Annotated in this window: 12 protein-coding genes; 8 read left to right on the top strand and 4 right to left on the bottom strand. The window is 46.5% G+C overall.

All coding sequences use genetic code 11. From position 1 onward, the window contains the following. Window position 1 precedes the first annotated feature (1 nt). The 5 genes from AOC20_RS06530 to pepN all read left to right on the top strand — a co-directional run bounded on the left by AOC20_RS06530 (window position 2) and on the right by pepN (window position 6,846). Window positions 2–751: a tRNA threonylcarbamoyladenosine dehydratase gene (locus AOC20_RS06530; RefSeq protein WP_215359498.1), complete on the top strand. Its 750-nt coding sequence runs from the start codon at window positions 2–4 to the stop codon at window positions 749–751. 246 nt (window positions 752–997) lie between these two features. Then, entirely contained in the window at window positions 998–2,380 is a 1,383-nt protein-coding gene (locus AOC20_RS06525; protein WP_215359496.1) for an amino acid permease, read from the top strand. A 12-nt stretch (window positions 2,381–2,392) separates the two neighbouring features. Beyond that, entirely contained in the window at window positions 2,393–3,511 is a 1,119-nt protein-coding gene (gene ald, locus AOC20_RS06520) for an alanine dehydrogenase (RefSeq protein WP_215359494.1), read from the top strand. A 104-nt stretch (window positions 3,512–3,615) separates the two neighbouring features. After that, entirely contained in the window at window positions 3,616–4,191 is a 576-nt protein-coding gene (locus AOC20_RS06515) for a TMEM165/GDT1 family protein (protein ID WP_215359492.1), read from the top strand. A gap of 45 nt (window positions 4,192–4,236) precedes the next feature. Beyond that, window positions 4,237–6,846 (top strand): aminopeptidase N, encoded by a 2,610-nt coding sequence (gene pepN / locus AOC20_RS06510; protein ID WP_215359490.1) that lies wholly within the window; start codon window positions 4,237–4,239, stop codon window positions 6,844–6,846. 3 nt (window positions 6,847–6,849) lie between these two features. Here the strand turns inward: pepN and AOC20_RS06505 are convergent, their stop codons facing one another. Both AOC20_RS06505 and AOC20_RS06500 read right to left on the bottom strand, forming a co-directional pair. Further along, window positions 6,850–7,233, bottom strand: coding sequence for a type II toxin-antitoxin system VapC family toxin (locus AOC20_RS06505; protein WP_215362242.1), 384 nt, complete (start codon window positions 7,231–7,233; stop codon window positions 6,850–6,852). Window positions 7,234–7,235: 2 nt separating this feature from the next. Continuing rightward, a complete protein-coding gene (locus tag AOC20_RS06500) occupies window positions 7,236–7,439 on the bottom strand; it encodes a type II toxin-antitoxin system VapB family antitoxin (protein ID WP_215359488.1) in 204 nt (67 codons plus the stop codon). Between the two features lie 163 nt (window positions 7,440–7,602). On the opposite strand from AOC20_RS06500, the gene AOC20_RS06495 reads away from it, so the two are divergent. Next, window positions 7,603–8,607: a class 1 fructose-bisphosphatase gene (locus AOC20_RS06495; RefSeq protein ID WP_433915451.1), complete on the top strand. Its 1,005-nt coding sequence runs from the start codon at window positions 7,603–7,605 to the stop codon at window positions 8,605–8,607. Between the two features lie 92 nt (window positions 8,608–8,699). On the opposite strand, the gene cphA is transcribed toward AOC20_RS06495, so the two are convergent. Next, on the bottom strand, window positions 8,700–11,270 hold the full coding sequence (cphA, locus tag AOC20_RS06490) for a cyanophycin synthetase (protein WP_215359486.1): 2,571 nt from the start codon (window positions 11,268–11,270) through the stop codon (window positions 8,700–8,702). Further along, a complete protein-coding gene (locus AOC20_RS06485; protein ID WP_215359484.1) occupies window positions 11,271–13,463 on the bottom strand; it encodes a cyanophycin synthetase in 2,193 nt (730 codons plus the stop codon). Window positions 13,464–13,668: 205 nt separating this feature from the next. On the opposite strand from AOC20_RS06485, the gene AOC20_RS06480 reads away from it, so the two are divergent. Both AOC20_RS06480 and AOC20_RS06475 read left to right on the top strand, forming a co-directional pair. Continuing rightward, entirely contained in the window at window positions 13,669–16,026 is a 2,358-nt protein-coding gene (locus AOC20_RS06480; RefSeq protein ID WP_215359482.1) for a cyanophycin metabolism-associated ABC transporter, read from the top strand. Beyond that, complete coding sequence (locus AOC20_RS06475) at window positions 16,023–16,490, top strand: cyanophycin metabolism-associated DUF1854 family protein (protein WP_215359480.1); 468 nt, start codon at window positions 16,023–16,025, stop codon at window positions 16,488–16,490. The genes AOC20_RS06480 and AOC20_RS06475 overlap by 4 nt, the downstream gene beginning before the upstream one ends. Window positions 16,491–16,526 lie beyond the last annotated feature (36 nt).

The following is a 16,526-nucleotide window of genomic DNA, read 5'->3' as shown; positions in this document are numbered from 1 at the left end:
TATGGCAGATGACAATATAGAAGGCAGCTTAGAAAATCGACGTTTTGGTGGGGTCTCGCGACTCTATGGACCAGAACTGCGTGAGCGCTTTCTCAATGCAACAGTGGTTGTGGCCGGTCTCGGAGGGGTTGGGTCTTGGGCAGCAGAGGCTCTAGCTCGCACTGGTATCGGGCATCTTGTTTTAATTGATTTTGATCACATTGCTGAGAGCAATACTAATCGTCAACTGCATGCTTTAGAAGGTCAGTATGGCAAGGCAAAAGTGGAGGCAATGACACAACGTATTTTGCAAATTAATCCAGAGATCAAGCTAACCTCATGCGATGAATTCCTAGAGCCAGAAAATCTAGATCGACTCATCCCATCAAATGCATTGGTATTGGATGCTACGGACTCTGTTCAAACTAAAATTGCTTTATCAGTTTGGGCTGTCAACAATAATCGTGCCTTAGTGATGTGTGGCGCAGCAGGTGGAAAATCAGACCCAACCTCAGTGCGCTGTGATGACCTGTCGCGCACTGAACAAGATGCTTTATTGGCTAAAGTTCGTCAAGGGCTTAGACAAGATCATGGTTTCTCTAGAAATCTGAAAAAGAAAATAGGCATTCGTGCGATCTACTCGCATGAACCACGGGCTGGTGCTTCTAGCGGTGGTTTGGCTTGTTCTGGTTATGGTTCCACGGTGATGGTCACAGCCGCTTGTGGTCTAGCCGCTGCGGCAGAAATTCTCAATCTCATTTCAACGCAGTAAGCTTTTTTCAAAAAGCACCGCAAATCCTTAAGGGGATTCCCTGTAAGAAATTACTGATTATCTTGCAGTCAGAAATAATTTATACAAAAGAGCAGTCTTGATTTCAAAGACATTTTTTTATTTGCTTGCATATATTTATTCAATTAATCACTTTAGTAGTTTTTCCCCTCTAGTGCCTGCTACTACTCCTCCCTAGACTTTGCTTCGTTGGTATATCGCCAACAGCAAATCGAAAGGAGATCTCTCTTGCAGACTGAACACACAGGCTTAAAACGCCATCTCAAAGTACGCCATATTCGTTTGATGGCATTAGGTTCCACGATCGGCGTAGGATTATTTCTTGGATCAGCAAGCGCCATTCAAATTGCTGGCCCATCCATTCTGCTGGGCTATTTACTTGCGGGTATCGTGGCCTTTATTGTCTTGCGCACGCTTGGCGAAATGGCTGTACACGAACCAGTAGCAGGTTCGTTTGCGGCATACGCCAATAGCTATGTTGGCCCGCTAGCGGGTTATATGGTGGGTTGGGGCTATTGGACCTATTGGATCGTAGTCGGTATTGCTGAGGTCACAGCAGTCGGTATTTATATGGGAATTTGGTTTCCGGAGACTCCGCAGTGGATTTGGGCGCTTTCCTCGATAGTGATGATGGGTTTAATCAACCTCATTGCGGTCAAAGTATTTGGTGAGTTCGAGTTTTGGTTCGCCCTGATCAAAGTGGTGGCAATCGTTGCAATGATTGCACTGGGAGGCTCAGTCATCTTATTTGGCTTTACCAATGACTGGCAGCCGATTGGCCTGAGTAATTTATGGCAACACGGCGGCTTCTTCCCGAATGGTATCAGCGGCATGTTGCTCTCACTGCAGATGGTCTTATTTGCATACGTTGGTATAGAGATGATTGGTCTTTCTGCTGGAGAGGCAGAGAACCCGCAGAAAACAATTCCGATGGCAATTGATTCTTTGGCTTGGCGCATTCTGATTTTTTACATGGGTGCAATTCTCGTGATCCTGGCCATCTTCCCGTGGAATCAAGTGGGGCAGCATGGCAGTCCATTTGTAGTGATGTTCGAGAGATTGGGTTTACGTGAAGCAGCAGGCTTGATTAACTTTGTTGTGATTACTGCAGCATTGTCCTCTTGTAATGCAGGCATCTTTAGTGGCGGGCGTTTGTTGTACTCCTTATCTTCTAATGGATATGCCCCTAGGTCTTTTTCAAAGTTGTCTAAGTACGGCGTTCCTCACCGTGCAGTAATGAGTACGGTGGGAGTGTGCATGTTGGGCGTCGTCCTCAATTATTTTGTACCCGATAAGGCCTTCCAATACATGATGGCTGCAGTGACGTTTATTGGTTTAATGGTCTGGATCGCAATCTTAATTACGCAGATTCAGTTCCGTTGCTCATTATCAAAATCCCAAGTAGCGCAGTTGGCTTATCGCACTCCTTGGTGGCCGTATTCCTCGTGGTTTGCTTTGGCATTTATTGGTTTAGTAGTCGTGCTGATGGGCTTTCACGAGGATGCACAGGTCGCATTAGTGGTGGGGCCGTGCTTATTGGGCGTGTATCTCGTAATGTTTTATGTTGCGGGCCTACATCGCAAAACTGTAATTGAGCGTGAATTTAAATAATAGGAGATAGCAATGATTATTGGCGTACCTCAAGAAGTAAAAAATAATGAGTTCCGAGTTGGTTTAACACCGGGCAATGTCAGCGGACTGTGTAAGCAAGGACATTCTGTATTGATACAACGCGGCGCAGGCGAGCAGATTGGCTTAAGTGATGAGGCTTATCGACTCGCTGGTGCTAGCTTGATTAATAGTGCTGCAGAAGTTTTTCATAAAGCAGAGATGATTGTCAAAGTAAAAGAGCCTCAAGCACAGGAGTGCGCCATGTTGCGCGAAGATCAAATTCTATTTACGTATTTACATCTGGCGCCAGATCCTAAGCAGACTAAGGCCTTATTGCAATCGGGCGCAACCTGTATCGCTTATGAAACTGTTACCGCCATGAATGGCGCTCTACCTCTATTGGCCCCAATGAGTGAGGTAGCGGGTCGCATGTCTATTCAGGCTGCCGCATCGCATTTAGAAAAGACGAATGGTGGTCTTGGGGTTTTGATGGCTGGTGTACCTGGTGTTTCTCCTGCCAAGATTGTTATTTTGGGCGGTGGAGTTGTGGGGCGAAATGCTTTGCAAATAGCGGTAGGTATGGGTGCGGATGTTTGTATCTTTGATCGGGATATTGAGCGCTTAAGGCAGATTGATATGTTCTACGGTAATCGAGTCAGAACTTTTTACTCAGATAGCTTGCTAATTGAGCAAGAAGTTTGCGAGGCTGATGTGGTGATTGGTGCGGTTTTACTTCCAGGTGGCTCTGCACCAAAGCTAGTAACTCATGACATGATTCGAAAAATGAAGCCAGGTTCAGTGGTGGTGGATGTTGCCATTGATCAAGGTGGCTGCTTTGAAACTTCTAAGCCAACAACCCATGCAGACCCTACCTTTTTAGTGGATGGGGTTTTACATTATTGTGTCGCCAATATGCCTGGAGCGGTAGCACGGACATCAACATTTGCCTTAACGAATGCGACCTATCCTTTTGTAGAGGCATTAGCAAATCGTGGGGTGATGAAGGCACTATCGATTGACCATCATTTGCGTAATGGTCTGAGTGTTCATAAAGGGGTATTGACCTCAAAGCCAGTTGCAATGGCGCAAGGATTGGACTTCGCATTGGCAGAGGAGCTTTTAGTTGCTTAGGTGGGTAGTGCAAGTAACCTAGTATTTAATTTGTCCGGTAGGTGTGGGGATATACACTATGTCTATTCAGCAAGACATTGCTCAACCTATCGGATTTTCAATTAATGGATTTTTCAGCATTAACCCTTTCTACTGGGGTAGTTGCCTTAGCGGAGATGGGGGATAAAACCCAACTTCTTTCACTGATGCTTGCAGCTCGCTACCCTAAGCAAGCCTTAGCAATCATTGCAGGCATTTTCATTGCCACGATTGCAAATCATGCCTGTGCCGCCTTCTTGGGGCACTGGTTAACCACCTTGGTTTCACCAGATGTAATGCGCTGGATCTTAGGCTTGAGTTTCCTGGGAATTGGTTTGTGGTTGCTCGTACCAGATCATATTGATGATGCCGCAGGATCTAAGGTGGCTGATAAGGCACTTCAAGTCTTTATGCTGACAGTGGGCTTATTCTTTTTGGCTGAGATGGGTGATAAGACGCAAATTGCGACGATTGCCTTGGGAGCTCGCTACGATGACGTGGTTTCAGTAACCATTGGAACCACACTGGGGATGATGTTGGCCAATGCCCCAGCGGTCTGGATTGGTCAGAAGTTCACTAAACGTATGCCGATTAAATGGGTGCACGCAGTAGCTGCTGTGACCTTTATTGCTATTGGCTTAGCTACCCTAATTTGGGCGTAAGTACCTAGGGGAGCAAGTCTTCCCGCCAAGACTTAAAATAAGATCATGAAAACTGATCTCCCGCAGAGCTTTCGTCGGCTCGAATACCTCCCGCCTGTCTATACCTTCGATCAAGTCGAGCTCGACATTGCTTTAGATCCGGCGCGAACGATTATCAAGAGTCGTATTGAAGTGTTGCCAGGGAAAAGCTTTGTGCCAGGAGCCTCCTTAGTCTTGGTGGGGCATGAACTAGAGTTTGTGAGTTTGCGCATCAACGGCCAGGCGCATCGTGAATTTGAATTAACTCCAGAAACGCTCACGATTCATTCTTTACCAAAAGAGGGTAAAGAAAAATTTGTTGTTGAAATTATCTCTGTCTGTGTACCTGAAAAAAATACGACCTTGATGGGTCTGTATGTTTCCAATGGAAACTTCTTTACCCAATGCGAGGCAGAAGGCTTTAGAAAGATTACTTATTTCTTGGATCGCCCAGATGTCATGGCGCGCTATCGGGTGACATTACGAGCTCGTGAGGCAGAGTGCCCGGTATTACTATCTAACGGCAATCTCTTAAATACTGAAAAACTCCCCAATGGCTGGCACAGCGCGACTTGGGAAGATCCTTTTCCAAAGCCTTCCTATTTATTTGCTCTGGTGGCGGGCAAATTGGAATGTATTGAAGAGACTATTACCACTAGTAGCGGAGCCAAGAAGCTTTTGCAGATCTGGGTTGAGCCGCATGATCTGAAAAAGACTCGCCATGCCATGGACTCTCTGATTGCCTCGATTCACTGGGATGAAAAGCGCTTTGGACTTGAATTGGATTTAGAGCGTTTCATGATTGTGGCGGTAAGTGATTTCAATATGGGCGCGATGGAGAATAAGGGATTGAATATTTTCAATACCAAGTTTGTTCTTGCGCAACCGGAGACTGCTACAGATGCAGACTTTGCCAATATTGAAAGTGTTGTAGCGCATGAGTATTTCCACAACTGGACTGGTAACCGCGTTACCTGTCAGGATTGGTTTCAGTTATCACTTAAAGAGGGCTTAACTGTATTTAGAGACCAAGAATTCTCGGCTGATCAAATGGGCAGTGAATCTGGTAGAGCAGTGAAGCGTATCGAGGATGTCAGGTTATTGCGTCAGCTTCAGTTTCCAGAAGATGCAGGTCCGATGGCACATCCGATTCGCCCAGATGAATATCAAGAAATTAATAATTTTTATACCGTTACCGTGTATGAGAAGGGTTCTGAAGTAGTCAGAATGTATCAAACCCTTCTGGGTAAAGATGGTTTCCGTAAGGGCATGGATCTGTATTTCCAGCGCCATGATGGCCAAGCAGTTACTTGCGATGACTTCTTGGCGGCGATGGCAGATGCCAATGGCAAAGATCTAACCCAGTTTAAAAATTGGTATAGCCAAGCAGGTACCCCCCGGGTGAAGGTGCAAGAAAGTTACGATGCTGCCAAAAAACAATATCAACTCACACTTACCCAGAGCTGCGCACCAAGTCCTGGTCAGCCAGAGAAGAAGCCTTTTCATATTCCGCTGAAAATGCGCTTGCTAACTAAAGCAAATGATCAGAAAGAACAGTTATTGGAGTTGACGCAAGAAAGTCAAACTTGGACCTTTGACAATATTGAAGAGCGTCCCGTACTTTCGATTAATCGCAACTTCTCTGCGCCGATTAATTTAGATTTTGAGCAGTCTGAAGCAGATCTTCTGACTTTGTTCTCCAGCGATGACGATGCCTTTAATCGTTGGGAGGCCGGACAGAAGTTGGCAATGCAAATGATTTTGAACAATCGCTTGCCGGACGCTCAATTGATTGAGGCCTATCGCAATATCTTGCTTGATCCCAACCTAGACCCTGCATTTAAAGATCTCGCTTTAACGCTACCCGCAGAGTCTTATTTATATGAGCAATGCAAGAGTGTTGATCCGCAGCAAATTTTCTCGGCAAGACGTGCTTTCCGCGGGGAGATCGCTAAGCAGCTCCAGCTGGAGTGGGCTGCCTTGTATCAGCAAATGCAAACTCCCGGCCCATTTAAGTCTGATGGGGCCGATGCAGGTAAGCGGGCTCTCAAGAACTTATCCTTAAGCATGTTGCTTGAGGCTGCTCCAGCAATATGGGCTCCAATGGCTGCCAATCAATACCAAATTGCTGACAATATGACGGATCGCTATGCAGCTTTATCCGCATTGGTGGTTCATGGTGCAAAGCAGGCTAAAGAGTGCTTGATTGATTTCTACAATCGCTTTGCAAATGACGCCTTGGTCATTGATAAGTGGTTTGGTTTGCAATCAAGTCGGCCTCCAGTAGACGGTTTGGAATCTACGCTAGCTGAGGTTAAGAAATTGCGTGAACACCCAGCGTTCAAATTAAATAATCCAAATCGAGTGCGCAGCGTGATCCATGCATTCTGTGCCAATAATCCAGCAAGCTTTCATCAGGCGGATGGTAGCGGTTATGAGTTTTGGGCAGACAGTGTCCTAGCTCTCGATCCCATCAACCCTCAGGTAGCAGCTCGTCTTGCCAGAGCCTTGGATCGCTGGCGTTTGTTTGCCCAGCCCTACCAAGATCTCATGAAAGCGGCTCTGGAGCGGGTTTCTGCTTGCCAGACACTCTCTCCAGATGTGAGGGAGGTCATAGGAAAAGCGCTGGGTAACTAAGGACTAATGGAGCTTATTGCTGTACGAAACACCCAAGCGAACCGCAAGCTTTTCCAGGCTTTTATCGAAAGTCCAGAGCTGAGCGTTTTCTGAAAGCAGGGTTGATGCAAGAAGCGAAACGTCGATTGCGCCACATCCAGATTCTTGAAGCTGATGCTTTTCAATAAAGTCTAATATTTCAGTTGGGGTAGCCACAGTTGCTTGTTGCAATTTTTTAATATAACTTAAGGTATTAGCGCGTGGGGCAGGTGGTGAACCACATGCCAATTCAATTAAAACCAAGGGATGGCAAAGAATTTGGTCGTTTATCAAAAGGGATTCAAACGATTCATTTGATTTTCTAAAGTGGGCCACCCAAACAGATGTATCAACTAAAACCATGGTCATAATCACTGACCATCCTTCATTTTGCGGCGAGGAATAGTTTTCATCTGCGGGGCTTTTCCGCCCAGCGCTGCCAATCTCTTTGCTACTTGCACTCTTATGAAGACATTAATTGCCTCCCTGAAGAGGTCTGCTTTATCCATTTCGGGATCAGCGAGATCCAATCCCCTCTGGTAAAGGTCGTCGTCAATGGTGACAGTGGTTCTCATGGTTACTCCTCATCAATAATGATGCATTATAACATCAAAAATAACATCAAAGATAGCAGGGTTGGTTGTAAAGAGAGCGGTTTATTGAAGAAATAGTCAGTTTTTCAGATTGGCATTGAGAACAGGGCAAAATAGATCCTAATTTCAATAGAGTTTTGGAGAGATGCCTTTGTCCTCGAGTACCCATATTCATTTCAAGCAATATTTGACCTCCGCAAAACCATCAGGCACTCCTATTCCTGCTGGATTGCAAGAGTTGCTGATTGCGGTAGTCAATACCTGCTCTACTCTGAGTCATGAAGTAGCGCAGGGCGCCTTGATTGGCTTGTTGGGCTCTGCTGGTACTGGGAACGTACAGGGCGAAGTTCAGCAAAAGCTTGACATCATTGCCAATGATTTACTAATTGAGGGTGTTCAGGGTTGCAAGTCACTTGCTGGTTTAGCTTCTGAAGAAATGGAGTTACCAGTTCCAGTTCAGGGTACGGGTGATTACCTCCTTCTATTTGATCCACTCGATGGCTCCTCTAATATTGATGTGAACGTTTCAATTGGAACAATTTTTTCTATCCTGCAAAAGCAGGATTCAAATGCTCCCTTGCAGACCTCAGACTTCTTGTTATCAGGACGCCATCAAGTTGCAGCAGGTTATGTGGTCTATGGGCCTCAAACCACCATGGCTTTGACTTTGGGAGATGGTGTGGTGATGTTTACTCTCAATAAAGTGACTGGCGAGTTCTTGTTGATCAAAGATTCAGTCAAGATATCGCATGCGACTAAGGAGTTTGCGATCAATATGTCTAATATGCGTCACTGGGCTGATCCAGTGCGCCGCTACGTTGAAGAGTGTTTGGCTGGTGTGAGTGGAACGCGCGATAAGGATTTCAATATGCGCTGGATTGCATCTATGGTCGCTGATGTGCACCGCGTTTTATCCCGCGGTGGAGTCTTTATGTATCCATGGGATCAACGTGAGCCCCACAAGCCAGGAAAGTTGCGTTTGATGTATGAGGCTAACCCAATGAGCTTCTTGGTAGAGCAGGCAGGTGGTGCTTCAACTAACGGCACAGATTTAATAATGGATTTACAGCCAACCGATTTGCATGAGCGCGTTTCAGTGATGCTGGGCTCCAAAGAAGAGATTGATCGTATTCAGAGTTATCACGCATAAGCTAAATCAATCTGTTCAAATAAAAAACCCAATCACTTGATTGGGTTTTTTATTGTTCTGAAGAGCATTCAGAAGTGGGTAAGCCATTCCGATTACGGCTTTACCTTTTCCTTGAGGTAGGCTAGTGACTCCTCTACTTGGTCAATCAGGATTAAGCAAATATCGCCAGGGGAGAGCTCACTCAAGGCAGTATCAATCGCTTTGAACTCGCCATGAATTTCTTTCACTTCTTTTGCCTTGGTTGCGCCAACGAGGCCTTCTTGCAGCAATCGTAATACTTCACCATCCTCACGGCCACGCTGGCATGCATCTTGATAGAGAATCACGTTGTCAAAAGCATTGCCTAAGATACGAGTGAGATCGCGGATATCTTCATCGCGACGATCACCTGCACCACTAATCACCACATGGCTCTTCTTAGGCTTCATTGCCTCAACAGCGCTTGTGAGAGCACGCATCGCATCGGGGTTATGGCCGTAGTCGGCAATTACTGTGGCGCCATTATGTTGAAATTGATTAAAGCGACCTGGAACTGAATTGGGATCGCTTTCAAAGCTGTGAAGACCACGTGCAATTTTTTCTGCATCCAGGCCAAGCGCCCAAGCTGCACCAATGGCAGCCATAGCATTTTCAATTTGAAAGCCGAGCACGCCATTTTGAGTAAGCGGAATTTCACTTACAGGGAAGCGGTACATGACACGTGACCCTTTAGAGGCAATAATGTAAGCGCCGTCAAAGAAAATCACTTTCTTGTTTTTAGCGCGGTGTGCCGTGATTACAGGGTGATGTTGATTTTGTGCAAAGAAAATTACTCGACCAGAGCACTTGTCGCCCATCATGGCAACCATGGGGTCTGCAGCATTGAGGACGGCAGCACCTGTGGGTGCAACGTTTTGCACAATCACACGTTTGAGAACTACTAAATCCTCAACGCTGGTAATGTAGTTCAGTCCAAGATGGTCGCCTTCACCAATATTGGTAACAACTGCCACTTCGCAGCGATCAAAACCCAAGCCTTCACGCAACAGTCCACCGCGAGCTGTTTCCAGAACGGCTGCATCTACATCGGGATGCATTAGTACGTTGCGAGCACTCTTAGGACCACTGCAATCACCGGTATCGATTAAACGATGGTTGATATAAACACCGTCAGTACCAGTCATACCAACGCGAAGACCAGTTTCATTTAAGAGGTGAGCAATCAGGCGCACGGTTGTCGTTTTGCCATTAGTACCTGTAACTGCAACCACCGGAATTCTGCCATCCTCACCATGTGGGAACATCATATTGACGATATCTTCACCAACAGGACGACCTTTGCCATAAGAGGGCTTTAAATGCATACGCAAACCAGGGGCTGCATTGACTTCAACAATGCCACCGCCTTGTAGCTCCAATGGTTTGTAGATCGATTCACAGAGGATATCTACTCCAGCAATATCTAGGCCAATCATTTGAGCAGCAGCCACAGCGCTCGCCGCTACATCTGGATGAACATCGTCAGTCACATCAGTAGCTGTTCCACCAGTACTCAGGTTGGCATTGTTGCGTAAGAGCACGCGTTCACCAGTCTTCGGGACGTATTGCGGCGTAAGTCCATTGCCAGCGAGATGCGCTAGTGCAATATCGTCAAAGCGAATTTTGGTGAGAGCTGTCGCATGGCCATCACCCCGTAATGGATTCTGATTTTCTTTTTCAACTAATTGAGCAACGGTATGCGTACCATCACCAACTACTTGTGCAGGCTCACGGCGTGCAGCTGCGGAAAGGCGGTTACCCACAACGAGTAAGCGGTAGTCAGCGCCTGGCAGGTAGCGCTCCACAATAGTTTCACGTCCAAAGGCTTGCGTAACAATAAAGCCCGCACGTACCTCTTCTTCAGTTTGAATATTCGCTACAACGCCTTTACCCTGATTGCCATCTTTGGGTTTGAGCACAATCGGCCCACCAATTTTTTGTGCGGCACGCCAAGCATCATCAGCAGTAGTTACCACTTCACCAATGGGAACGGATACACCAGCGGCAGCGAGTAAGTTCTTGGTGAGTTCTTTATCTTGAGCAATCGCTTCAGCAATTGCACTGGTATTACTGGTCTCAGCGGCCTGAATACGCTTCTGTTTACTACCCCAGCCAAACTGCACCATGCTGCCTTCAGTCATACGGCGATAGGGGATATTGCGCTGAACAGCGGCATCAACAATCGAGCCAGTACTGGGGCCGAGGCGGACGTCTTCATAAAGTGCTTCTAGTTCAGAGAGGGCGGCCGCGAGATCAAAAGGAGCGTCATTGAGAGTTGCCTGAATTAAAGCAAAGGCAAAGTCAAAGGCCATGCGACCTACAACTTCTTCGGTGTACTCCACAACAACCTGATAGACACCAATGTCTATAGTTTGTACGGTACGACTAAAAGTGACTGGACAACCTGCTTGAGCTTGGAGGCCAAGTGCTGCATGCTCAAGGGCATGAGCAAGTGACAGTATTTCATTATGACCACCGCGACGCATACTGCCGAGTTGCGGAAAGCGCTCACGAATCTTGGTTTCAAATTGCGGGATTGAGTCAATAGAGCGTTCTGATTCATCACAAGAAACAATTGCTTCTAAAGCAGTGTGGCGGCTCCATAAATTTGGGCCGCGCAACATACGGATACGGGTGATTTCCAATTAAGCCCCTGTAGCGGTTGTGGCATCAGGCACGAATGTTTCTGCGCCTGCTTCAATAACATTAAACGGGATGTCTAAGGCCCAGGCTGCAGCAATTGCCGCTCCTAAATTCTTAGTTTTCCAGGGAGAAGTGCTGTTAGCTTCTGAATGGCGTGGAACAGGAATTGATTTCTGATCCAACTTGCCAGACTTCAGAGTAATTTGTTGTTTACCGATGGCAACTACACGACCACCATTTAGCAAATGATTTTTGATAATCTCAGAGTCAGGATTCTCGCTAAAGAAAATTACTTCGCCATCGCAAAGCTCTGCCATTTGAACGCACATTGCATCATCGGCATTTAGAACAGCTACGCCAGTTGGCAGTACGACATCTACTTGTGTGCGAACAATACTGAATACTTGATCTTCATCGTAGATTGCATACTGCGGGAAGTTAGCCTGAGGATCGACATTGAGCACAACGCCAACCTGGCAGCGATCGTAGGCTAAGCCTTCAATCAGCATGGATAAGTGATTGTTCTCAATTACGACGGCTTCTACAGCACGATTGAGAAGGGTGCGACGCGCATTTTCCCAATTAGATGTATTCGAGTTTGGAATAGCGCGGTTACCAAAAAACAAGCCTTTACTACAAGAGAGACCAACATACACATTGGTTAAACGCAAAAAGTGGGCAATCATTTCAGCGACTGGGGTTTTGCCCTGTTCGCCACAAATACCAACCACCGGGATGCGGAAGTCTGCACCTGGAGGGAAGAGATGATTGGCAATTTCTTTGCCAACTGGCTGTGGTTTGCCACTAGCAGGCTTTAAGTGCATCAATAAACCTGGTCCAGCATTGACTTCAACAATGGCGGCATTTTGTTCGGCCAGTGGCTTACTAATATCTTGCGCTACTAAATCAACGCCTGCAATTTCTAGACCAACAACGCGGGCTGCTAAAGCCACTTGACTGGCTACATCAGGATGAATTAAATCGGTAACGTCAAACGCAACGTTGCCGTTACTTTGAATGAGTACTTTGTGATCTGCTGCAGGTACGCTTTCGCCGGTGAGTTTTTGACGCGCTAACTCTAGCTCAACTGCTGAATCAATCCTTACTGGATTTAGAGGATGCTCTTCTGCGGAGCCACGACGAGGATCGGAATTAATTTGAATCTGAATCAGTTCATAAACAGAGTGTTTGCCATCGCCGGTAACCCAAACAGTTTCACCTTTTGCGGCAGCAACGACTTTATTGCCAACCACCAGTAAACGATGCTCATCGCCAACAATGTGGCGCTCAACCAATACTTCGCTACCTTCATCAATTGCCACTGCGTAAGCAGCTTCAATTTCTTGTTGGGTATACAGATTAATAAAAACACCGCGACCGTGATTGCCGTCAATTGGCTTCACTACTACTGGCAGGCCAATATCTTGTGCAGCTTCCCAGGCGTCATCAGGGCTGGTTACAGTTCTACCTTCGGGTGTGGGTACACCAGCGCTACGCAGTAAGCTCTTAGTTAAATCTTTATCACGAGAAATAGTTTCAGCAATTGCGCTGGTTTGATCAGTCTCTGCAGTCCAGATACGGCGTTGCTTAGCGCCATAACCCAATTGAACTAAGTTGCCTTCAGACAAACGAATCGATGGAATGCCACGCTCTTCAGCTGCATTCACAATGCATGCGGTACTTGGACCGAGCAAGAGGTCGTCACCGAGTTCGCGGAGATTTTCAATAATGGTCTGCGCTTCAGCTACACAATCTTTGTTGTCTTGCGCTAAGGCCAGATAGAGATCGCGAGCATATTTGAGTGCAGTGAGGGTCACCTCTTCGTTGATGGCACTCACCATGACTTTGTATACGCCACGCCTATCGCCATCACGGGCTTTACCAAAGCCACCAGGAATGCCAGCTAAGTTTTGTAATTCTAAGGTCAGATGTTCCAATATATGGGCTGGCCAAGTACCTTCTTCAACGCGCTTTAAAAATCCGCCAGTTTCGCCATAGCTACAGCGATGTTCAACGAGGCTCGGAAGCGCTTTCACTAGGCGGTCATAAAAGCCGGGAATCAGGTTAGAGGGGTAGTCCTCTAAATCGCCAATATCGAGCCATACCTCTATAACAGGATGGTAGGTCCACATATTGGGGCCACGGAGATGTTTAACGCTCAGAATCTCAATGGATTTATCTAGTAATTGGGGCATATGCAGTGTTGCGATGGCCGGCGCCAAGGGTTTTGGCGTTGACGCGTCAGACGGTCTCTCTGTTTCTAGTAGTTATCAAAAAACGTACAAAATTAGCAAAAATACATAAAAAGGCCTATTTAGACAATTTAACGGCTTTTGACCTCCTAAAGTTGACAGGAGCAATAAATCTAAATAATTCAGCTCCACTATACTTTTAAGGTCAATGAAGCCACCAATCCTACCTTTTGCTCCCGTGCTGCCAAGCTATTGGGAAGCGGTTTTAGCCGATCAAACCTCCCCAGTAAAGAGCCCCGATGCCTTACTAGCATGGGTTGAGCTCGATCTTGACGCTGAATTACGCTTTGAAAAAAGCCTTCTTTTGCTCAGCGAGCAGGGCTTATTTTGGACGGACGGCATGGTATTTGAGTCCTGGGAACTGGCTCAAAACGCCCATTTAGTCCACGGTGATCATGCTGGAGTGGGGCATTTGCGCCTAGAAACTGCCGATCAATTACTCAAGTCTTGGAATTTCACCTTGGCCGTCAATCCTCAGGTGCTTCGGCTGCAGTCTAGTTTTAGACAACTTACTCGTGGTGAAGAAATTAGCAATGGCGAGGTGAGTGAGTACGACAAACAGGTTTGCCCAGTTTGTTTAAGTCCAAAACCAGCCAATTCTGACTCCTGTCCAACATGTGACCCCGAGGAGGATGCGCCGCCATCTACTTGGACGCTTTTCAAGCTGTGGCGTTTTGCCCGTCCATACAAAAAGCAATTACTGCTTGGCTTTGTATTGACGCTACTTTCCACGGGCGCGACTTTAATACCGCCTTATCTCACGATGCCGTTGATGGATCATGTGTTGATTCCGTATGAGAAGGGTAATCCGATCGATTTTCATTTGGCTAGCATGTATCTCGGAGCTTTGTTTGTTGCTGCCATCGTTGCCTGGGGTTTAGGTTGGTGGAAAACGTATTTGCTGGCTTTAGTGAGCGAGCGTATTGGTGCCGACTTACGTAACACTACGTTTGAGCATTTATTGAAGCTTTCATTGGAATATTTTGGTGGTAAGAGAACCGGTGATTTGATTGCCCGTATTGGCGCAGAGACCGATCGCATCTGCGTTTTTCTGTCTTTGTATGCGTTGGATTTTGCTACCGATGTCTTGATGATTACGATGACTGCAGCGATCTTGGTATCGATTGATCCCTTGCTGGCATTGGTTACCCTGGCACCATTGCCATTTATTGTGTGGATGATTCATGTAGTGCGTGATCGTTTGCGTTTTGGCTTTGAAAAGATTGATCGTATTTGGTCAGAAGTCACCAATATCTTGGCCGATACGATTCCTGGTATTCGTGTAGTGAAAGCGTTCGCTCAAGAAGATCGCGAACTCAAACGCTTTGTTGATTCCAATAAACACAACCTACAAATTAATGATCGCGTGAATCGCGTGTGGGGTCTGTTCACACCTACAGTCACCTTGTTAACGGAGACTGGCTTACTAGTAGTGTGGGGTTTTGGTATTTGGCAGGTTGCACATCAGAAGGTTACCGTTGGTGTCTTGATTGCATTCTTGGCTTACATTGGCCGTTTTTATATTCGTCTTGATTCGATGAGCCGCATTGTTTCTCATACGCAGAAAGCTGCTGCTGGTGCTAAGCGAATTTTTGATATTTTGGACCACGTATCTAGCGTGCCAGAACCAATTAATCCAGCGCCATTAGGTGAAGTCAAAGGACGTATCTCTCTGCGTGGCGTGGGCTTCCGCTACGGTAATCGTGCGGTTTCCAAGGGTATTGATTTAGACATCGCTCCTGGTGAAATGATTGGCTTAGTGGGGCACAGCGGTTCCGGTAAGAGTACTTTAGTGAACTTGATTTGCCGTTTTTATGATGTGAGCTCCGGTTCGGTATCTTTAGATGGGCGCGATATTCGCAGCATTGCTATCGCTGACTATCGCAAGCGTATTGGTTTGGTATTGCAAGAGCCATTCTTATTCTTTGGCACGATTGCAGAGAACATTGCCTACGGCAAGCCAGATGCAACACGTGAAGAAATTATTGAGGCCGCTCGCGCAGCACACGCCCATGAATTTATTCTCCGCCTTCCTTTGGGTTATGACTCATTGGTAGGTGAGCGCGGTCAATCCTTGTCTGGTGGTGAGCGTCAACGTATTTCGATTGCGCGTGCATTACTCATTAATCCTAGTATTTTGATTTTGGATGAAGCAACGTCATCGGTTGATACCACCACTGAAAAAGAAATCCAACGCGCCTTAGATAACTTGGTTAAAGGCCGCACGACGATTGCGATTGCCCATCGTTTATCCACTTTAAGAAAAGCAGATCGCTTAGTTGTTTTGGATAAAGGCGAGATTGTAGAGATTGGCTCGCATGATCAGTTAATGGAAGCGCAAGGCGCCTATTACACCTTGTATCAAGCGCAGTTACGCCATGCCGCTGAGTTGGTGGAAGGTGGCGCAATTGGCGAAAGCTTGGAAGAGGATCAAACAGAGAAACAAGAAGAGCAGCAAGAAGAGCAACTTCAAGAAGCAGCCAAGAATATTGGGGGTGGAGTATGAGTCAAAACCATCAACTCGAACGTGATGCATTAGGACGTCTTATCTTCATTGATGGCAAAGGAGAACGACATGTTGGCGTTTATCCTGTGAGGGCGTTTCCGATCACTGCGCCGGACGCTGGTATTGCCATCATGAATCAATCTGGCAAAGAGCTTTGCTGGTTCCCAAATACAGCTGCGATTTCTGAAGCCGAGTTAGGCTTGATCGAAGAAGAGTTGGAAGAGCGTGAATTTATGCCGGTAATTGAAAAAATTACCAAGGTATCTACCTTTGCCACTCCTAGTATTTGGGATATTGAAACTGATCGGGGTCCAACTCGAATTCGTTTGAAGGGTGAGGACGACATTCGTAGGATTGCTGGAAATACCTTGCTCATTGCTGACTCTAACGGTCTGCAGTTCTTGATCAAAGATTCCACTGAGCTAGATAAAGTCAGTAAAAAACTGCTGGATCGCTTCCGTTAATCAGCGCTGTTCTGCATTTAACTTAAGGGAAAACCC

It is taken from the genome of Polynucleobacter ibericus (genome assembly GCF_018687955.1).
Taxonomy (GTDB): domain Bacteria; phylum Pseudomonadota; class Gammaproteobacteria; order Burkholderiales; family Burkholderiaceae; genus Polynucleobacter; species Polynucleobacter ibericus.
The sequence above is the reverse complement of the archived record's forward strand: the minus strand, read 5'-3'. Positions and strand labels throughout refer to the sequence as shown.